Below are 18,144 nucleotides of genomic sequence, written 5' to 3'. Positions count from 1 at the left end.
CACGGCCGCGCCGATCCACGGTCATCGCCAGTATCGCTCGGTCGTACGACGGTGAGAGTCCGTCAGGCTTCGGACGTCGAGCCCGTCCCGGCGCTGCGTCCGACGCCCTGATAGGCAAATCCATGCTGCGCTGCGATAGCGGGGTCGTAGATGTTGCGCAGATCGACCAGAACCGGCGTGCGCATCACCGTATGAAGACGCTTGAGATCGAGGGCGCGGAAGGCGTTCCACTCGGTGACGATCACCACCGCGTCGGCCCCTTCTGCACAGGAATAGGCATCCTCCGCGAAGGAGACGGCCGGCAGGAGCGGGCGCGCCTGCTCGATCCCCTCGGGATCGTAGGCCCGCACCTTGGCTCCGCCATCCTGCAGCCCGGCGGCGATGGCGAGGGAGGGCGCCTCGCGCATGTCGTCCGTGTCCGGCTTGAAGGTGAGGCCGAGGAGGGCGATGGTCTTGCCGCGCACCGATCCGCCGCAGGCGCGGATCACCTTGCGCGCCATCGCGCGCTTGCGCTGGTCGTTGACGGCGACCACCGTCTCCACGATGCGCAGGGGCATCCCGTGGTCCTGCGCGGTCTTGGCCAGCGCCAGCGTGTCCTTGGGGAAGCACGAGCCGCCATAGCCCGGCCCGGCATGGAGGAACTTCGTGCCGATGCGGCCATCGAGGCCGATGCCGCGCGCCACCTGCTGCACGTCGGCGCCGACCGCCTCGCACAGGTCGGCCATCTCGTTGATGAAGGTGATCTTGGCCGCCAGGAACGCATTGGCCGCGTACTTCGTCAGTTCGGCCGTGCGGCGTCCCGTCACGAGGATCGGCGAGGCGTTGAGGTAGAGCGGGCGGTAAACCTCCCGCATCACCGCCTCGGCGCGGGGATCCTCGGTGCCGACGACGATCCGGTCGGGGCGCTTGAAGTCACCGATGGCGGCGCCCTCACGCAGGAATTCCGGGTTCGATACCACGGCGAACTCGGCCTGCGGCACCGTCTCGCGGATGATGCGCTCCACCTCGTCGCCCGTGCCCACCGGCACCGTCGACTTGGTCACGACCACCGTGTAGCCCGATAGCGCCCCGGCGATCTCGCGCGCCGCATCGTGGACGAAGGACAAGTCCGCGAAGCCGTCGCCCCGGCGGGAGGGCGTGCCCACCGCGATGAACACGGCGTCGGCGCCGGCCACCGCCTCACGGAGTTCGGTGCGGAACGAGAGCCGGCCCTGGCGCACGTTGTCGGCGACGAGGGATTCGAGCCCCGGCTCGTAGATCGGCATCCGGCCCTGTTCGAGGGCGGCGATCTTGGCCGGATCGCGGTCGATGCAGACCACGTCGTGGCCGAAATCCGCGAGGCAGGCGCCGGACACCAGCCCGACATAGCCCGCCCCGATCATTGCGATACGCATGCCAATCTCCCGGCAGCCGACCGGGCGGCGTGCCGCATTGCAGCATGTGCCGCGCACGGCGTCGGCGCAACCGGGCCGCCTTCACGCGGCCCGATCTGTAGCCACGCAGCAACACCGCGAAATCACGACGGTTTTTTGACAGCGCACGAATGCGCGCCACGTGCCGAAGGCGGCTTCAACGGCCCGGACAAGTCCTGTAGAAGCACACCGCCCTGAGACCCGAGCCCCCGCCGAACCCGGGCGGGAAAGCAGGCATAGGACCGCGATGACCGAACTGCCGAACGTGCACGTGCGCGCCGAGATCCTCGCCCAGGCGCTGCCGCACATGCAGCGCTACGATCAGGAGATCGTGCTCATCAAGTACGGCGGCCACGCGATGGGCGACGTGGAGGCGGCGCAGACCTTCGCGCAGGACGTGGTCCTCCTCGAACAGTCGGGCCTGAAGCCCCTCGTGGTCCATGGCGGCGGGCCGCAGATCGGACGGATGCTCGACCGGCTCGGCATCCAGTCCGAATTCCGGGGCGGCCTGCGCGTCACCGATGCGGCCACCGTCGAGGTGGTGGAGATGGTGCTCGCCGGCTCCATCAATAAGCAGATCGTCGGCTGGATCTCGGGGCAGGGTGGCCGGGCCATCGGCCTGTGCGGCAAGGACGGCAACATGGTCCGCGCCAAGCGCGCCATGAAGACGTTCCGCGATCCCGAGAGCAACGAGGAGCAGGTGCTCGACCTCGGCCTCGTCGGCGAGCCGGAGCATGTCGAGCGCGGCGTCCTCGACGCGGTGCTGAAGGCGGAACTGATCCCGGTCCTGGCCCCCGTGGCCTACGGCGCCGACGGGCAGACCTATAACGTCAACGCCGACACCTTCGCGGGCGCCATCGCCGGGGCGCTGCGGGCCAAGCGCCTGCTGCTCCTGACCGACGTGCCGGGCGTGCTCGACAAGAACAAGAAGCTCATTCCCGAACTTACCGTCGAGGATTGCCGCCGCCTCATTGCGGACGGCACCATCACCGGCGGCATGATCCCGAAGATCGAAACCTGCATGTACGCCCTCGACCGGGGCGTGGAGGCGGTCGTCATCCTCGACGGCAAGGTGAACCACGCGGTTCTGCTGGAGCTGTTCACGAATTACGGCGCCGGAACGCTGATTCGGCGGGGCTAGCAACCTCGGCCGTCTCCGCGCATTGTCGTCGCCCGGCCTCGGGCCGCCCCTCATTCCTGCGACGGATTCCTTGTATCAGCCGACGCAAGACCACTTCACCGCCCCGGGCGCCCGGGGCTTCGGCGATGTCGACACCTGGGTGTTCGATCTCGACAATACGCTCTACCCGAGCGAAGCGCTGGTCTGGCCACAGGTGGACGAGCGCATCACCCTTTACGTGATGCGCCTCTACGGCCTCGACGCGATCTCGGCGCGGGCGCTGCAGAAGCACTTCTACCACCGCTACGGGACAACCCTGAAGGCGCTGATGGTCGAGGAGGGCGTGGACCCGCACGACTTCCTCGACTTCGCCCACGACATCGACCACTCGACCATCAAGCTCGACGTCCCCCTCGGGGCGGCGATCGAGAAGCTGCCCGGCCGCAAGCTGATCCTCACCAACGGCTCCCGCCGCCACGCGGAGAACGTCGCGGCCAAGCTCGGCATCCTCGACCATTTCGAGGACGTGTTCGACATCGCGGCGGCCGACTTCGTGCCCAAGCCCGAGCGCGTCACCTACGAGCGATTCCTGAAGGCGCATGGCGTCGAGCCGACGCGCTCGGCCCTGTTCGAGGACATCGCCCGCAACCTCGCGGTGCCGCACGACCTCGGCATGGCGACGGTGCTCGTGGTGCCCCGGATCATCGACCCCTATCGCGAGGCGTTCGAGCAGGAGGCGGTGCAGGAGCCGCATATCGACCACATCACCGACGACCTCGCGGGCTTCCTCACCACCTGTGTGCAGCCGGCGGTCGGCACGGCATGAGCGGCCTCTCGGGAATGCGGGCGCCGGACCTCGCCGAGATCGAGGCCCTGGCGCACGACGCCTTCGCCGCCCTGCCGCTGGCCTTCCGCACCCGCTGCGCGGGGGTGACGATCCATGTCGAGGATTTCCCCGACGAGCAGACCCTGGACGAGATGAACTGCGAGAGCGAGTTCGACATCCTCGGCCTGTTCCGGGGCGTCGGGCTCGCGCAGTCCGGCGAGGTCGAGTCGGGCCGGATGCCGAACGCCGTGTGGCTCTACCGCCGGCCGATCCTCGATTACTGGGCCGAGCACGACGAGACGCTGGGCGATCTCGTCACCCACGTGCTGGTCCACGAGATCGGCCACCATTTCGGCCTCTCCGACGAGGACATGGACCGCATCGAAGCCGCCGCCGGCGAAGTCTGACGGGCGCGGGTCCGTTCGCCCTACTCGATGATCTGCTCGTCGCCCGCCAAGGCGAGGGTGCGAAGCTGCCCGAGAGCCCTGGCGAGGTCGTCGCGGCCCGGCGAGGCGAGGGCGATCCGAACGGCGTTCTGCGCATGGCCCGGCGTCACCGCGAAGGCCGAGGCGGGGATGATCGCAATGCCGCGCCGGAGGGCGGCATTGGTGTAGGCCTCCGCGCGCCACTGGTCGGGCAGCCGAAACCACAGGTGATAGGCGCGGGGATCCCCGGCGATCTCGAGATCCGCCAGCACCCGTCGCGCGATGGCCTGCCGCTCCGCCGCGTCCTTGCGCTTGATGGCGGCGAGACGTTCGGCGTCGCCGCTGCTCATCCAGTGAACGCCCGCCGCGAGAGAGAAGCCGGTCGCCGACCAGCCCCCCTGGCGCAGGGACACGCCGAGCCGCTCGCCCAATCCCGGAGGGGCCACGAGCATTCCGATCGTCAGCCCCGGCGCCACCCGCTTCGAGAGGCTGTCGATCAAGATCACGTTCTCCGGCGCCAGAGCCGCCAGCGGCTTCGTATCCGCAAGGAAGCCATAGACGGCATCCTCGATGGCGACGATGCCGGTTCTCCGCAGGACGGCAGCGAGATCCGCCCGGCGCTGCGCGCCCATCGTCGTGCCGAGGGGGTTCTGCAAGCTCGGCTGAAGGTAGAGGCCGCTCAACGGCGTGACACGGTGCGTCTGTAGGACAGCGTCCGGGCAGAGGCCTTCGTCATCCATGGCGAGGGGGATGAGGGCGATCCCGAGGCGGGATGCGATTCCCTTCACCACCGGGTAGGTGAGCGGCTCGCACCCGATCCGCTCGCCCGGCGAGGCGAGGGCCGCCAGGGCGGCGGCGATGCCTTGCCGGCCATTGCCCGCGAAGCGGATGTCGGCCGGCGCCGGCGCGTAGCCCTCCGCCGCGAGGAACAACGCCGCCACCGCCTGCGCATGCGGCGTGCCGGTTGGGCCATGCTGCTGGAGCGCCGCCGCGATCGCGCCGCTGCGTCCGAGCTTGGCCAGCGTCTCGGCGAGAACCGCCTCCTGCTCGGGCAGGTACGTCATGGTTCGCTGCAGGTCGACCGCGCTGGGCGGCGGCTCGGGGGGGACCGCCCGCGACGTACCGAGGTCCGAGCGGACATAGGTCCCGCGCCCGACCTCTCCGATCACGAGTCCCCGGCGCGCCAGCTCGGCATAGACGCGGCTCGCCGTCGAGACCGCGATTCCCCGCGCGTAGGCGAACTCCCGCTGGGGAGGCAACCGATCGCCGGGCCGGAGCCTGCCCGCCGCCATTTCGGCGGCGACCTCATCGGCAACGCCCCGGAAATCCGTCGACGGCATAATTGATCCGAGCACAATGTTCCGATTGATCCGATTCAATTAGCGGAGCACATCGGAGCACGCAATCCCGGCCGGACTGCTTCCTCACCACCGGATCAGTCATCATGTCCGCGCACTTCGTGATCTCCGCCCGCCCGGTCGCCCTGACGGCGCCGAAGGACGGCATCGCATGGCCAAGCCTCTGGCTGCGCCGCCTCCGGAACCGGCGCGCCCTGGCGAGCCTCGACTTGGATCAGATCCGGGAGGTGGGTCTCGATCCGTTCATAATCCGCGATGAGATCCTGAAGCCGCTCTGGCGGCCGTGACGCGCCGAACACCAAACGGTCGACAAGAGCGCCGCGCTGGTGTAGGGACCGCGCCAACTCACAACAGGATCGCCGAAATCCTGGTGCTCGCCACCCTCAGGGCGGTTGGGCGCAACGGCTGGAGCATTGTCATGAACATCATCGAGCAGCTGGAGCGCGAGGAAGTCGCGCGCCTCGCCAAGACCATTCCCGATTTCGAGCCGGGCGACACGGTCATCGTCAACGTTCGCGTGAAGGAAGGCGAGCGGACCCGCGTCCAGGCCTACGAGGGCGTCTGCATCGCCCGTTCCGGCGGCGGCCTCAACGAGAGCTTCACCGTCCGCAAGATCTCCTACGGCGAGGGCGTCGAGCGCGTCTTCCCGGTGCACTCCCCGATGATCGATTCGATCAAGGTGGTCCGTCGCGGCAAGGTGCGTCGCGCCAAGCTGTACTACCTGCGCGACCGTCGCGGTAAGTCGGCCCGTATCGTCGAGCGCAGCGACCGCACCGCGAAGCCCGCCAAGGGCGCTCCGGCCCCGGCTCCCGCCGCCGCCGAGTAATCCCTCGGCGCCAAGGCCGAAACGAAATAGCCCGCCCGGCTTGGCCGAGGCGGGCTTTTTCTTGGGCGGGTTTGTTTGGGGCCGGTCCCGGCGCCGGCTCAGCGGCGCAGGGCTTCGAGCACCTTGCCGCCGGGACGGCCGGTCGCCGGCATGCCGAGCTTGCGCTCGATGTCCTTGATCGCGTCGCGGGTCTTCTGGCCGACCTTCCCGTCCGGCTCGCCGACATCGTAACCCATGCTGGTGAGGCGCACCTGCAGGTCGCGGCGCTCGGCCCGCGACAGGGGCGGATCGTCGGTCGGCCACGCCACCTGCACGCCGGGACGCCCGCGCAGGCGGTCGGACAGGACGGCGATGGCGAGGCCGTAGGATTCGGCGGCGTTGTAGGAATAGATCGCGTCGAAGTTCCGGGTCACGAGGAAGGCCGGGCCGCCGGCACCGGCCGGGGCGATGATGCCCGCCGCGCCCTCACCGGAGAGGGGGCGCCCGTCGAGGCGGGTGACGCCGAGCGACGCCCAGTGCGAGACCGGCTTCTTGTTCTTCCGGCCGGCGGCGGACACGTTGAAGCCGGAGGGCAGGCGCACCTCGTAGCCCCAGGGCTGGCCGTTCTGCCACTTGGCGACGTGCAGGAAGTTCGCCGTCGAGGCGACGGCATCCGCCACCGAATCGACCACGTCCCGGCGCCCGTCGCCGTCGCCATCGACGGCGAGGCGCTGGTAGGTGGTCGGCATGAACTGGGTCTGGCCGAAGGCACCGGCCCAGGAGCCGGTCAGCCGCTCCGGCGCGATGTCGCCCCGGTCGATGATCTTCAGGGTGGCCATCAGCTCGCCCCGGAAGAAGTCCCGGCGGCGGTTGCCCGAGCAGGCGAGGGTGGCGAGCGACTGCACCAGCGGCATCTTGCCGAGGTTCTTGCCGAAGTTCGATTCCACGCCCCACACGGCGGCGATGGTGTAGCGTTCCACGCCGTAGCGCGCCTCGGCGCGGGCGAGGGCGTCGGCGTGCTGGCGCATGGCGGCGCGCCCGTCCTCGACCCGCTCGTCGTCCACGAGGGCGGCCATGTAGTCCCAGATCGGCGTCTTGAACTCGGGCTGGGCCTGAGAGAGCTCGATCACCTTGTCGTCGTAGGCAATGCCGGCGGTGGCCGCCTCGAACGCCCGGCCCGAGATGCCGGCGGCGGAGGCCTGGGCGCGCAGGCCCGCGAGACACCCGTCGAAATCGGCGCGGGCCGGCGCCGCCGAGAGGCCGGCGAGAAGGCTTAGCGCCACGGCGAGCCCCTGTCCGTTGGTCGGCTTCGGCATGGCGGGAATCCTCATGTCGGCGGGCGGAATCTGGGCGCGGATTCAGGCGGCATGAGGGTTAACGAAGGGTGACGAAACGCCCGTCACCCCCACTCGCCCGAGGCCTCAGGCCCATTCACGCGCGGCGAGCTTCTGCTCGTAGGCGTCGATGGCCGAGCCGCGCTCCAGGGTCGTGCCGATCTCGTCCAGCCCGTTCAGCAGGTTGTGCTTGCGGCCGGGCTCGATGTCGAAATGCAGGGTGCCGCCGTCCGGGCCCCGGATCGTCTGGGCGTCGAGATCGACGGTCAGCGTGGCGTTGGCGCCGCGCTCGGCATCCTCGAACAGCTTCTCCAGGTCCTCCGGCGCGACGCGGATCGCCAGGATGCCGTTCTTCGCGCAGTTGTTGAAGAAGATGTCGGCGAAGCTCGTGGAGATCACGCAGCGGATGCCGAAATCGGCCAGCGCCCAGGGCGCGTGCTCGCGGGACGAGCCGCAGCCGAAATTGTCGCCGACCACAAGGATCTTGGACTGGCGGTAGGCCGGCTGGTTCAGGATGAAGTCCGGGTTCTCGGATCCGTCCTCGCGGTAGCGCATCTCCGCGAACAGGCTCTTGCCGAGGCCGGTGCGCTTGATCGTCTTGAGATACTTGGCCGGAATGATCCGGTCGGTATCGACATTGATCGTCCGCATGGGCGCCGCGACGCCCTCCAGGGTCGTGAACTTGTCCATCGTCTCTTTGGTGCCGGTCGGGTTTCTGGAATCCCTCCGGTGTAGCAGCCTCTTGGCCGGGCCGGAAGTTCAGGCGTGCTCCCGCCGCAGGGTGCCGTCGTGGAGGGCCGAGGCGACGAGGGCGCCCGCGATGCCCGCCGCCGCCAGCGCCCGCAGGTCCTCCGGCCCCCGCACCCCGCCCGCCGCGTAGACGCGGCGGCTCGGTGCGCGCGCGCGGATGGCGGCCAGGGCGGGGAGGTCGGGACCGGACCCGGCGCCGACGCTCGCCAGGGTCATGGCGATGACGTCGGCGGGCCACAGGGTCGCATCCTCGTGCAGGCTGTCGGGGCCCATCCGCTCGCCGCCGCGCGTGTCGAGGGACAGCACCGCCCGGTCCCCGAGGGCCGTCACGAGGGCGGTATCCTCCTGGCTCTCGGTGCCGATCACCGGGCGCCCGAGCCCCTCGGCCAGGAACGCCTCCACCCCATCGGCCTGCGCGAATCCGGCATCGACCCACAGGCCGGTGCCGGGGCAGGCGGCGGCGATGGCGCGCAACGCCGCGAGGTCCGGCGCGGCGCCGTCGATGATGGCGTCGAGGTCGGCCACGTAGAGGCACCGCGCCGGCCATGCCCGCAGCAGACCGGACGCCACGGCGCCGGGGTCGGATCCCTTTGCCAAGGGCGTCTCGATCGGGGCATAGGTGGCGCGCTCGCCCCGGCGCGCCCGGACCACGCGGCCCCCGCGCAGGTCCAGCACCGGAATCACCGCGAAGCCGGGAGTCCCGGCCGCGTACCCCACTCTCTCGAAGCTCGTCATCCGCGCATGTCGATTGCCAGCACCATCGTCGGGTGGGACCTCGGCGGGGTCCACGTCAAGGCCTCGCTGATTCGCGACGGGCGCGTGCAGGCCGCCGTGCAGGCGCCCTGTCCCCTATGGCAGGGCATCAAGGCACTCGACGCGACCCTAGCGACGCTGCCCGACTGGACGCGCCAGGAGGCGCACCACGCCGTCACCATGACGGGGGAACTCACAGATTGCTTCGCCGACCGGACGGAGGGCGTCGCGGCGCTCGCCGGCTGGGCCGCCGAGCGGCTCGCGGGTCCGGTGCGGATCTTCGCCGGCCGCGCCGGCTTCGTCGCGCCGGAGGAGGCGGCCGCCGCGTCCTTCGAGATCGCCTCGGCCAATTGGTACGCCACCGCCGCCCTGGTGGGTCGGCTCGCCCCCGATGCCCTCGTCGTGGATATCGGCTCCACCACCGCCGACCTCATCCCCGTCATCGATGGACGCCCGGCCGCCACCGGCTACAGCGACGCCGAACGACTGGAGACCGGCGAACTCGTCTATACCGGCGTGGTGCGCACGGCGCTCATCGGCCTGACGGACCATGCCCCGTTCCTGGGGCGCCGCACCCGGCTGATGACCGAGACCTTCGCCCACGCGGCGGATGTCTACCGCATCCTCGGCGACCTGCCGCCGGAAGCCGACCAGCAGGGCACGGGCGACCGCAAGGGCAAGTCGGTGGCGGAGAGCGAGACGCGCCTCGCCCGCATCGTCGGCCGCGATCGGGGGGAGGGCGATGCCCACGCCTGGGCCGCCCTCGCGGGCCATTTCGCGGAGGCGCAGCTGCGCCTCCTGCACGATGCGGCGGCGACCCTGCTCTCGCGGCCCGACATGCCGGCGGGCGCCCCATTCGTGACCTGCGGCGCCGGAGCCTTCGTCGGCGACCGGCTCGCGGCTCGGCTCGGGCGGTCGCGCACGGGCCTCGCCGACCTCCTCGCCGCGCGGGCGGGGGAGGCTGCGTCCACCTGGATTTCAACCTGTGGCCCGGCCGTGGCGGTCGGCCTTATCGCGGAGGACCTGACTCGATGAGCGCCATCAAGATACTCGCGCGGATGCTGGCGGTCCGCGTCGGGCCGCATATCGAGCTGGCCGTCGAAGCCGAGACCGGCGAAGTGCTGAAGGTGCTCGCCACCGAGGATCAGATCGACCGGCTCATCGACGAGCTGGAGGATCTCCTCAACTCACCCGCCGCGCCGGGCGACGACGAGCCGCCGGAAGCGGCATGAAAAAAGGGCCGTCGCGGGTGCACCGCGACGGCCCTTCTATTTCGTCAAGGGAAGCGCCTCAGGCGGCGGTGCGCTTGCGGGCTTCTTGCTTGGTGTCCACGCCCGAGGCTTTGATCTCGGACAGCTTCTGCGCGACGTTGCGCGAGAACACGAACTCGGCCGGGCGCTGGTTCGCGAGGCTGACGTCGGGGGCCATGTCGCCCTCGGTCTTGATGCCGCGCAGCATCTGCACCACCGGCTTCCAGGGCTTGCGGACGGAATCGACCACCGAGGAGGCCTCGTAGCCCGAGTGGACCATGCAGTCGGCGCACTTCTCGTAGTTGCCGGTGCCGTAGGAATCCCAGTCGGTGCTGTCCATCAGCTCCTTGAAGGTCGCCGCGTAGCCCTCGCCGAGCAGGTAGCAGGGCTTCTGCCAGCCGAACACGGTGCGGGTCGGGTTGCCCCACGGGGTGCAATGGTAGGTCTGGTTGCCGGCCAGGAAGTCGAGGAACAGGCCCGACTGCTGGAAGGTCCACTTCTCGCGGCCCTTCTCCTTGCCGTGCCGGAACACGCCGCGGAACAGGTCCTTCGTCGCCTTACGGTTCAGGAAGTGCTGCTGGTCGGGGGCGCGCTCGTAGGCGTAGCCGGGGGAGACGGTGATGCCGTCGATGCCCATCCGGGTCACGCTGTCGAAGAAGTCGGCGATCTTCTCCGGCTTCGAGTTGTTGAAGAAAGTGCAGTTGATGGTGACGCGGAAGCCCATCTCCTTGGCCTTGGCGATCGCCGCCACGGCCTTGTCGTAGACGCCGCGCTGGCACACCGACTGATCGTGCATCTCCTTGTCGCCATCGAGATGGATCGACCAGGTGAAGTACGGGCTCGGCTTGTACTCCTTGATCTTCTTCTCGAGGAGCAGCGCGTTCGTGCACACGATCGCGAACTTCTTCTGCGCGATGATGCCTTCCACGATCTGCGGCAGATCCTTGTGGAGAAGCGGCTCGCCACCCGCGATCACCACCACCGGGGCGCCGCACTCGCGCACCGACTCAAGCGCCTCGTCCACAGGCAGGCGCTTGTTGAGGATCTCCTCGGGATAGTCGATCTTGCCGCAGCCTGCGCAGGCCAGATTGCAGCGGAAGAGGGGCTCCATCATCATCACGAGCGGGTAGCGTTTGCGGCCCGTCAAATGTTGCTTGAGGATGTAGCCGCCGATCTTCGCGACGTACCGGAGGGGGATACCCAAGTTGCGGCTCCTTAGTTGCGTCGGCCCCGGACAGGCGGGGTGCATAGCGTGAAAAGTTCTCGATTTCCAGCAACGTAGCTTGGAACGACTCTCAAACTACGGTGTAGAGGACTTGTAGGAACTCAATAGTCCGAGGCTGACGCATCGGCGCCACAGGCAGACGCATGGCTGATGCCAGACGCCGTCAACCCGGCGGCCTCAACCCCGGACGGTGCACGACTTCCACGCGCACAATGCGACCGCATTACGGCCATTCCGTCCGCTTGCGCAAACCTCGTCGCGGTTACGGTGCGGCAACGCACGCCTGTGGCCGGAAGGTGACGCAGGCCCGCCTCGCGTTGCAATCCTGATCCCGCCTCTTTACTGAGCCAAGCGACTGCGCCGCAAGAAGGCGCCGGGCGCGGGGGGAACCTCGCACCGGTTGCAGGCTTGCCCCGCGCGTAGTCCCTCGACGACCACGGGTCCGGCGGTTCTCAGAGCCGTTCGGCCCGGCAAGCGTTTCCGGAACGGGCGGGATCTCCCCCTTCGCGCCGGACGAACTGGCAGGATACTCGTGATCGAAGGTCTCGTCGCGTCTTCCGTCCGCTTCCGCTGGACCGTCATCGCACTCATTGCGGTGATGACAGTCGCGAGCCTCGGTGTCGCCGCCCACCTGTTCCGGATCAACACCGATGTGGAACGGCTCATCGACCCGAAGGAGCCCTGGCGGCAGGACGAGATCGCCTTCGAGAAGGCTTTCCCGCAGCGCTCGAACCTGATCGTCGCCGTCATCGACGGGCAGACGCCGGAGGAGACCGAGGAGGCCGCCGCCTCGCTCACCCGCGCCCTCTCCGAGCGCAAGAACCTGATCGAGACCGTCTACCGGCCCGATGGCGGCCCGTTCTTCGACAAGAACGGCCTCCTGCTCATGCCGCCGGCCGAACTCGAAAAGACCCTCGACCAGTTGACCCAGCAGCAGGGCCTCCTCGGCCCGCTCGCCGCCGACCCGTCGCTGCGCGGCATCATGCGCGTGCTCACCCTCGGCGCCCGCGGCGTGAAGTCGGGCGACGCGACACTCCAAGACCTCGACAAGCCGATGGCGCAGATCGACGCCACGCTCCAGAAGGTCCTCAAGGGCGAGCCGGCGCGCCTGTCCTGGCAGTCGCTGCTCGCCAACGGCCAGACCCGCGTCACCGACAAGCTGAAATTCGTGATGATCCAGCCGGTGCTGGACTTCAACGCCTTGGAGCCGGGCTACGAGGCGACGAAGATGATCCGCGAGGTCGCCCGCGACCTCAAGATCGACGCCGCCAACGGCCTGCGGATGCGCCTCACCGGCCCCGTGGCGGTGGCCGACGAGGAATTCGCGACGCTCTCCGAGGATGCGCTGCTCAACAACAGCATCATCGTCGGCGCCATCGTGCTGTTCCTGTGGCTCGCCCTGCGCTCGGGTCCGCTGGTCATCGCCGTCATCATCACGACCTTCGCCGGCCTGATCGTGACGGCGGCCCTGGGGCTGCTGCTCGTCGGCGAGTTGAACCCGATCTCCGTGGCCTTCGCCGCCCTTTTCGTGGGGCTCGGCATCGATTTCGGCATTCAGTTCTCGGTGCGCTACCGCGCCGACCGCTACGAACAGCCGACCCTGCAGGCCGCGATCCGCGCCGCCGCAAGAGGCGTCGGCTGGTCGCTGACGCTCGCGGCGGTGTCCCTGCTCGCCGGCTTCTTCGCCTTCCTCCCGACCGCCTTCCGGGGCGTGTCCGAGCTCGGCCTCATCGCCGGCGTGGGCATGATCGTAGCCTACCTCTTCTCCCTCACCCTGCTGCCGGCCCTCATCGCCGTGTTCCGGCCTAAGGGGGAGAAGGTCGCCGTCGAGACGAAGTGGCTGGTCGGCGTCGATCCGTGGATCATCCAGAACCGCAAGCCGATCCTGATCGGGGTCGGGTTGGTGACGCTCGCCGGCATGCCGCTGCTGTGGTCGCTGCCGTTCGATTCGAACCCGATGCACCTGCGCAGCCCGAAGGTCGAATCGATCGCCACCTATCTCGACCTCATCAAGAATCCCGAGACGAGCCCCAACGTCATCGACGTGCTGGCCCCGAACGTGGCGGCGATTCCTGAAGTTTCGAAGAAGCTGGAGACCCTGCCGGCCGCCGACTTCGTGACCAGCGTCAACACCTTCGTCCCGCCGGACCAGGATAAGAAGCTCGCGCAAGTCGCTGACACGGCACAGCTGCTCGATCCCATCCTCAACCCGGCCCGCAAGCCGCCGCCCCCCACCGACGCCGACAACGTGAAGGCGCTGAAGGACGCGGCGACCGCCCTGAAGGGCGTCGCGGACGAGGCGAAGACCGGCACGCCCGGCGCCGGGACGGCCAAGCACCTCGCGGGCACCTTCGACACCCTCGCGGACGGCCCCGTCCAGAAGCGCGAAGCGGCCTCCGTGGCGCTGACGAAGGATCTCGGACCGCTGCTGTCGCGGCTGCGCGACCTGCTCCACCCGGAGAAGATCACCCTGGAGAACATGCCGCCGCAGCTGAAGGCCGACTGGGTCGCCGCCGACGGACGTGCGCGGGTGGAGGTTCACCCGAAGGGGGATTCGAATAACGATAAGGTCCTGCGCAACTTCGCCGACGAAGTGCTCAAGGTCGCCCCGCACGCGACGGGCGCGCCGGTCTCGACCACCCGGTCGAGCTACACGATCCTCGGCGCCTTCGTGCAGGCCGCCGTCACCGCGCTGGTGCTGATCTTCGTCATCCTCTCGGTCGCCCTGCGCAAGCCGTGGGACGTGGCGATGACGCTGGGCCCGCTGGTGATCGCAACCCTGTGGACGCTGATGGCGATGCGCATCATCGGCATGCCGCTGAACTTCGCCAACATCATCGCCCTCCCATTGATGCTCGCGGTGGGTGTGGCCTTCCACATCTACTACGTGATCGCGTGGCGGGCGGGCGTGACCGACATGCTGGCCTCCAGCCTGACGCGGGCGATCTTCTTCTCCGCGATGACCACAGGCAGCGCCTTCGGCTCGCTGGTGCTGTCGAGCCATCCGGGCACGGCGAGCATGGGCGAGTTGCTGGCCCTGTCGCTGTTCTTCACGCTGCTCGCGGCGTTCTTCGTGGTGCCGGCGACGCTGGGCGAGCCCCCGGCCCAGCCCGACCGCAACCGCCCCGAGGGCGACGCGGCCGGCAAGAGCCCGATCCTCGGCAAGCGCCGCGCGGAGCCGGTGCCGGCGAAGTAGCCGGCGCGTCTCCGCGCGCATCCACCGTCGCGAGCGGGATGGCCTACAGGAAGTCCGAGAACCCGCCTCGAACGGCACCCGACGCCTGCGCGGCGGCGATGCTGGCGGGGGCGATGAGCGCATCGCGCTCCTGCGCGTAGAGGTAGCCCGGCGCCTCGCAGGGGAAGCCGCCGCCGGTGGCCGGGTGCGTGTAAAGCTCCGTCAGGCCATCCGGCAGATGGGCGAGGAGCCCGGCCACACGCGACGGCGTCATCGCGCCGGACCATGCGAGGCCGAGGGTCCGGTCGGGGATCAGCAGGCCGGCCTGACGGGCGCGTACGGCGAGCAGGGCGGCCCAGGGGGCGCTGTCGAGGGCGGCGCGGGGGCGTGCCTCCGGCTCGGCGCGGCGCAGGATCTCACGCGGCTCGCGGGGCACCCGGATCGCGCGCATCCCATGGCGCCGGCCGATGCGCAGCACCGCGCCCGCAATCAGCGGGTGGACGTGGAAATGCTTGTGGGCGTTGACGTGATCGAGGAGCAGGCCGGTCGCCCGGTAGGCCTCGAACTGCGCTTCGATCTCGGCGGCGAGCTGGCGCCGCGCGGCGGGCCGGCGGGCGAAATCGAGACCGAGCTTGGCCATGTCGGCCCGCAGCAGGCCATCCGGCCCGGCGAGATCGGGAAGCGCGGCGGGCGGCAGGGTCGGCCACGCCTCGACCAGCACGAGATGTAGCCCGACCCTGAGTGAGGGCAGACGCTTGGCCCGCGCCACCGCATCGGCGGCGGCGGGAGCGGAGACCATGAGGCTGGCAGCCGTGAGGATCCCCTCACGGTGAGCCTGTTCGACGGCCTCGTTGACCTCGGTGCTGAGCCCGAAATCATCCGCAGTGACAACGAGACGCTTCACCTTGCCCCCGGTCATGGGTGTCGAGAGGGCGAGCCCTCTCGCGGGGGGCGGGGCAGCGCCCCGCACACAGCCGGAGCCGAGGCCCCGGCCCCATTGTCAGCCTTACGCGGCCTTCGCGGTGCCCTGACGCTCCTTGAGGAAGCGATAGAACTCCACGCCCTCGCGCAGGCGGCGCTTCATCATGTCGGGCGAGCGCACCATCTCGCTGACGATGGAGGCGATCTTCGGAGCCCGGAAGTAGAACTTCTTGTAGAACTCCTCCACCGAGGTGAAGATTTCGGTGTGCGACAGGTGCGGGTAGTGCAGCGGGGCGACCTGCACACCGTTCTCATCGACCAGTTCGGCGTTCTCGATATCGAGCCAGCCGTTCTCCACCGCCTGCTTGTACAGGAAGGTGCCCGGGTAGGGCGCCGCCAGGGAGACCTGGATCGTATGCGGGTTGATCCGCTTGGCGAAGGCGATCGTCTCCTGGATCGTCTCCTTCGTCTCGCCCGGCAGGCCGAGGATGAAGGTGCCGTGGATGGCGATGCCGAGGTCGTGGCAATCCTGGGTGAACTTCTCGGCCACCTCGACGCGCATGCCCTTCTTGATGTTGTGAAGGATCTGCTGGTTGCCGGACTCGTAGCCGACGAGGAGGAGGCGCAGGCCGTTCTCCTTGAGGACCTTCAGGGTCTCACGCGGCACGTTCGCCTTGGCGTTGCACGACCACGTGACGCCGAGCTTGCCGAGCTCGCGGGCGATCTCCTCGGCGCGCGGCAGGTTGTCGGTGAAGGTGTCGTCGTCGAAGAAGAACTCCTTGGTCTGGGGGAACTCCTTCAGGCAGTACTTGATCTCCTCGATCACGTGCGCGACCGAGCGGGTGCGGTAGGTGTGCCCGCCGACCGTCTGCGGCCACAGGCAGAAGGTGCAGCGGCTCTTGCAGCCACGGCCCGAATAGAACGAGATGTAGGGGTGCTTCAGGTACCCGATGAAGTACTTCTCCATCTCCAGATCGCGCTTGTACACGCTGGTGACGAAGGGAAGCTGGTCCATATCAGTCATGATCTCGCGGTCCTCGTTATGGACCACGGTGCCGTTGGCATCGCGATAGGACAGACCCTTGATCTGCGCCATCGGCACGCCGTCGGCGACTTCCTTGACCGTGAAGTCGAACTCGTTGCGGGCGCAGAAGTCGACCACCGGGGCCTGGGCCATGGCGCCGGCGGCGTCCACGGCCACCTTGGCGCCGATCAGGCCGGCGATCAGCTTCGGGTTGGCGGCCTTCAGCGCCTCGATCGTCTTCACGTCGGACTTGAAGGACGGGACCGAGGTGTGGAGCACCACGAGGTCGAAGTCGTTGGCCTGGGCCACGATCTCGGACAGCTTGATGTTGTGCGGCGGGGCGTCGATCAGCTTCGAGTTCGGCACGAGGGCGGCCGGCTGGGCGAGCCAAGTCGGGTACCAGAACGATTTGATCTCGCGCTTGGCTTGGTAGCGGGAGCCCGCGCCGCCGTCGAACCCGTCGAAGGTGGGGGCCTGGAGGAAAAGCGTGCGCATGGGGTTCAAGGCCTCAATGCTGAGCCAGTGGCAGGGTCGGGCGGATCAGGCGGTCGGAGCCCCGGCATCGCGGCCGAGGTCTGCGTCGGGGATCAGCGTACCGTCCGCAACCACGTGATAATCGTGACCTTTCCATGTCACCGACCCCGAGAGGAAGGCACAGGAGAAGTTCATGAAGGAGAGGATGTCGCGAATCGGCAACAGCCAGTAGGCGTGCGGCGGCAGGCGGAAGGCCCGCTCGACCTGCCGGCAGAGCAGGATGCGGCTGGCGAGCGCGCTCGCCGCCACCACCAGCGACAGGGTGCCCGCGCCCGGCAGGACGGCGCCGATCAGCGCCAGCGGGAAGGCGTGGGTCACGACCGAGCCGGCATAGCCCGCCGGATCCACGGTGCGGATCGTGCGGTTCCAGCGCAGCTCGTGCTTCCACATGCCGTGAAGCTCGGTATCGACGCAGGTATGCCCGATGGTGAAGGTCGGGATCGTCATCCGCCCGCCGAGGCCGCGCAGGGCGGCGCCGATGGCGTAATCGTCCGCGAGGTCGTTGCGGAAGCGGCGGAAGCCGCCGACCGCGTCCAGGCTCTCGCGGGTGAAGGCGACGGTGGAGCCGAAGCACGGCTTGGCGAGGCCGAGGCTCAGCCCCATCACGACGTTCGGCAGGAACTGCACGTCGATGGCCAGCGCCGAGAGCTGCCCCATGGAGCCGGGGAAGGCCGGCACGCCATGATAGAGGCAAGTCACGCCGCTCACGCCCGGCTGGGCGAGTTCGGCGACGATGCGCTCTAAGTAATCCGGCGCGACGACCATGTCGCTGTCGGCCAGCACGATCACCGGATGGGCGATCGCTTCGGCCATGTTGATGAGGTTCGAGACCTTGCGGTTGGACCCGTGCTGCCGCGCATCGATCACGAGGTCGATCCACGCGTCGGGGTACGCCTCGCGCAACGCCCGGACCACGCCGATGGCGGGGTCGCCCGCGTTCTGCACGCCGAAGACGACCTGCACCGCGCCGGCATAATCCTGGCGCAGCACCGTCTCCAGGTTCTCGTAGAGGTTCGGCTCCAGCCCGCAGAGGGGCTTCAGCACCGTCACCGCCGGCCTCACCTCACCGGGGAGGGCGGGGATGCGGCGGGCGCCAAAGCGGCCCACGAAGAACGACGCCGCGAGCCCGTACAGGCACCCCGCTCCGGCGAGGAGCAGGCAGAGCGGCGATAGCCAGAGCAGCGCCTGCGACGCCAGCGAAGTCAGATCCATCCGTCGGGTCCGTGAATGTC

17 protein-coding genes are annotated in these 18,144 nt (G+C 69.0%); 8 read left to right on the top strand and 9 right to left on the bottom strand.

What is annotated here, in order from left to right; translation table 11 throughout:
- Positions 1-62 precede the first annotated feature (62 nt).
- Positions 63-1,394 (bottom strand): UDP-glucose dehydrogenase family protein, encoded by a 1,332-nt coding sequence (locus tag ACXJ1Y_RS09210; RefSeq protein ID WP_463849734.1) that lies wholly within the window; start codon positions 1,392-1,394, stop codon positions 63-65.
- Between the two features lie 265 nt (positions 1,395-1,659).
- On the opposite strand from ACXJ1Y_RS09210, the gene argB reads away from it, so the two are divergent.
- From argB to ACXJ1Y_RS09195, 3 genes are all read left to right on the top strand, one after another.
- The gene (gene argB, locus ACXJ1Y_RS09205; RefSeq protein WP_463849733.1) at positions 1,660-2,553 is read left to right on the top strand and encodes an acetylglutamate kinase; all 894 of its coding nucleotides are present in this window, start codon (positions 1,660-1,662) and stop codon (positions 2,551-2,553) included.
- A 70-nt stretch (positions 2,554-2,623) separates the two neighbouring features.
- Entirely contained in the window at positions 2,624-3,358 is a 735-nt protein-coding gene (locus ACXJ1Y_RS09200; protein ID WP_463849732.1) for a pyrimidine 5'-nucleotidase, read from the top strand.
- Complete coding sequence (locus ACXJ1Y_RS09195; protein ID WP_463849731.1) at positions 3,355-3,765, top strand: metallopeptidase family protein; 411 nt, start codon at positions 3,355-3,357, stop codon at positions 3,763-3,765. The genes ACXJ1Y_RS09200 and ACXJ1Y_RS09195 overlap by 4 nt, the downstream gene beginning before the upstream one ends.
- Before the next feature lie 20 nt (positions 3,766-3,785).
- On the opposite strand, the gene ACXJ1Y_RS09190 is transcribed toward ACXJ1Y_RS09195, so the two are convergent.
- Complete coding sequence (locus ACXJ1Y_RS09190) at positions 3,786-5,123, bottom strand: aminotransferase-like domain-containing protein (RefSeq protein ID WP_463849730.1); 1,338 nt, start codon at positions 5,121-5,123, stop codon at positions 3,786-3,788.
- A gap of 104 nt (positions 5,124-5,227) precedes the next feature.
- Between ACXJ1Y_RS09190 and ACXJ1Y_RS09185 the strand changes: the two genes are divergently transcribed.
- Both ACXJ1Y_RS09185 and rplS read left to right on the top strand, forming a co-directional pair.
- Complete coding sequence (locus tag ACXJ1Y_RS09185) at positions 5,228-5,428, top strand: DUF1127 domain-containing protein (protein WP_463849729.1); 201 nt, start codon at positions 5,228-5,230, stop codon at positions 5,426-5,428.
- A 131-nt stretch (positions 5,429-5,559) separates the two neighbouring features.
- Positions 5,560-5,967, top strand: coding sequence for a 50S ribosomal protein L19 (gene rplS, locus ACXJ1Y_RS09180; RefSeq protein ID WP_463849728.1), 408 nt, complete (start codon positions 5,560-5,562; stop codon positions 5,965-5,967).
- A 98-nt stretch (positions 5,968-6,065) separates the two neighbouring features.
- Here rplS and ACXJ1Y_RS09175 read toward each other — a convergent pair whose 3' ends face one another.
- The 3 genes from ACXJ1Y_RS09175 to ACXJ1Y_RS09165 all read right to left on the bottom strand — a co-directional run bounded on the left by ACXJ1Y_RS09175 (position 6,066) and on the right by ACXJ1Y_RS09165 (position 8,765).
- The gene (locus tag ACXJ1Y_RS09175; protein WP_463849727.1) at positions 6,066-7,262 is read right to left on the bottom strand and encodes a lytic murein transglycosylase; all 1,197 of its coding nucleotides are present in this window, start codon (positions 7,260-7,262) and stop codon (positions 6,066-6,068) included.
- Positions 7,263-7,367: 105 nt separating this feature from the next.
- Positions 7,368-7,970 (bottom strand): 3-isopropylmalate dehydratase small subunit, encoded by a 603-nt coding sequence (gene leuD / locus ACXJ1Y_RS09170; RefSeq protein ID WP_463849726.1) that lies wholly within the window; start codon positions 7,968-7,970, stop codon positions 7,368-7,370.
- Positions 7,971-8,039: 69 nt separating this feature from the next.
- A complete protein-coding gene (locus ACXJ1Y_RS09165) occupies positions 8,040-8,765 on the bottom strand; it encodes a HisA/HisF-related TIM barrel protein (protein WP_463849725.1) in 726 nt (241 codons plus the stop codon).
- Between the two features lie 6 nt (positions 8,766-8,771).
- On the opposite strand from ACXJ1Y_RS09165, the gene ACXJ1Y_RS09160 reads away from it, so the two are divergent.
- Together ACXJ1Y_RS09160 and ACXJ1Y_RS09155 are read left to right on the top strand one after the other, a co-directional pair.
- Complete coding sequence (locus ACXJ1Y_RS09160) at positions 8,772-9,818, top strand: hydantoinase/oxoprolinase family protein (protein ID WP_463849724.1); 1,047 nt, start codon at positions 8,772-8,774, stop codon at positions 9,816-9,818.
- Positions 9,815-10,015, top strand: a complete 201-nt coding sequence (locus tag ACXJ1Y_RS09155) for a hypothetical protein (RefSeq protein ID WP_243955969.1) — start codon at positions 9,815-9,817, stop codon at positions 10,013-10,015. Before ACXJ1Y_RS09160 ends, ACXJ1Y_RS09155 begins: the two co-directional genes overlap by 4 nt.
- A gap of 58 nt (positions 10,016-10,073) precedes the next feature.
- On the opposite strand, the gene hpnH is transcribed toward ACXJ1Y_RS09155, so the two are convergent.
- Entirely contained in the window at positions 10,074-11,237 is a 1,164-nt protein-coding gene (hpnH, locus tag ACXJ1Y_RS09150; RefSeq protein WP_243955971.1) for an adenosyl-hopene transferase HpnH, read from the bottom strand.
- A gap of 553 nt (positions 11,238-11,790) precedes the next feature.
- On the opposite strand from hpnH, the gene ACXJ1Y_RS09145 reads away from it, so the two are divergent.
- The gene (locus ACXJ1Y_RS09145) at positions 11,791-14,454 is read left to right on the top strand and encodes an MMPL family transporter (protein ID WP_463849723.1); all 2,664 of its coding nucleotides are present in this window, start codon (positions 11,791-11,793) and stop codon (positions 14,452-14,454) included.
- Positions 14,455-14,497: 43 nt separating this feature from the next.
- On the opposite strand, the gene hpnK is transcribed toward ACXJ1Y_RS09145, so the two are convergent.
- The 3 genes from hpnK to hpnI form a co-directional block, all read right to left on the bottom strand.
- On the bottom strand, positions 14,498-15,337 hold the full coding sequence (gene hpnK, locus ACXJ1Y_RS09140) for a hopanoid biosynthesis-associated protein HpnK (RefSeq protein WP_463849722.1): 840 nt from the start codon (positions 15,335-15,337) through the stop codon (positions 14,498-14,500).
- Between the two features lie 102 nt (positions 15,338-15,439).
- A complete protein-coding gene (gene hpnJ / locus ACXJ1Y_RS09135; protein ID WP_243955977.1) occupies positions 15,440-16,873 on the bottom strand; it encodes a hopanoid biosynthesis associated radical SAM protein HpnJ in 1,434 nt (477 codons plus the stop codon).
- 45 nt (positions 16,874-16,918) lie between these two features.
- Positions 16,919-18,124 carry a bacteriohopanetetrol glucosamine biosynthesis glycosyltransferase HpnI gene (hpnI, locus tag ACXJ1Y_RS09130; RefSeq protein ID WP_463849721.1) on the bottom strand — a complete coding sequence of 402 codons (1,206 nt, stop codon included), beginning with the start codon at positions 18,122-18,124 and terminating at the stop codon, positions 16,919-16,921.
- Positions 18,125-18,144 lie beyond the last annotated feature (20 nt).

The organism is Methylobacterium sp. TK26, from assembly GCF_055361565.1.
Note: the sequence above shows the minus strand (reverse complement) of the source record. Positions and strands in the feature narration are given on the sequence as shown.

Excerpts from the sequence above, each read along its gene's own strand:
- ACXJ1Y_RS09210 (WP_463849734.1), bottom strand. The coding sequence starts at position 1,394 with ATGCGTATCGCAATGATCGGGGCGGGCTATGTCGGGCTGGTGTCCGGC.
- argB (WP_463849733.1), top strand. The coding sequence starts at position 1,660 with ATGACCGAACTGCCGAACGTGCACGTGCGCGCCGAGATCCTCGCCCAG.
- ACXJ1Y_RS09195 (WP_463849731.1), top strand. The coding sequence starts at position 3,355 with ATGAGCGGCCTCTCGGGAATGCGGGCGCCGGACCTCGCCGAGATCGAG.
- ACXJ1Y_RS09190 (WP_463849730.1), bottom strand. The coding sequence starts at position 5,123 with ATGCCGTCGACGGATTTCCGGGGCGTTGCCGATGAGGTCGCCGCCGAA.
- ACXJ1Y_RS09185 (WP_463849729.1), top strand. The coding sequence starts at position 5,228 with ATGTCCGCGCACTTCGTGATCTCCGCCCGCCCGGTCGCCCTGACGGCG.
- rplS (WP_463849728.1), top strand. The coding sequence starts at position 5,560 with ATGAACATCATCGAGCAGCTGGAGCGCGAGGAAGTCGCGCGCCTCGCC.
- ACXJ1Y_RS09175 (WP_463849727.1), bottom strand. The coding sequence starts at position 7,262 with ATGCCGAAGCCGACCAACGGACAGGGGCTCGCCGTGGCGCTAAGCCTT.
- leuD (WP_463849726.1), bottom strand. The coding sequence starts at position 7,970 with ATGGACAAGTTCACGACCCTGGAGGGCGTCGCGGCGCCCATGCGGACG.
- ACXJ1Y_RS09165 (WP_463849725.1), bottom strand. The coding sequence starts at position 8,765 with ATGACGAGCTTCGAGAGAGTGGGGTACGCGGCCGGGACTCCCGGCTTC.
- ACXJ1Y_RS09160 (WP_463849724.1), top strand. The coding sequence starts at position 8,772 with ATGTCGATTGCCAGCACCATCGTCGGGTGGGACCTCGGCGGGGTCCAC.
- ACXJ1Y_RS09155 (WP_243955969.1), top strand. The coding sequence starts at position 9,815 with ATGAGCGCCATCAAGATACTCGCGCGGATGCTGGCGGTCCGCGTCGGG.
- hpnJ (WP_243955977.1), bottom strand. The coding sequence starts at position 16,873 with ATGCGCACGCTTTTCCTCCAGGCCCCCACCTTCGACGGGTTCGACGGC.
- hpnI (WP_463849721.1), bottom strand. The coding sequence starts at position 18,124 with ATGGATCTGACTTCGCTGGCGTCGCAGGCGCTGCTCTGGCTATCGCCG.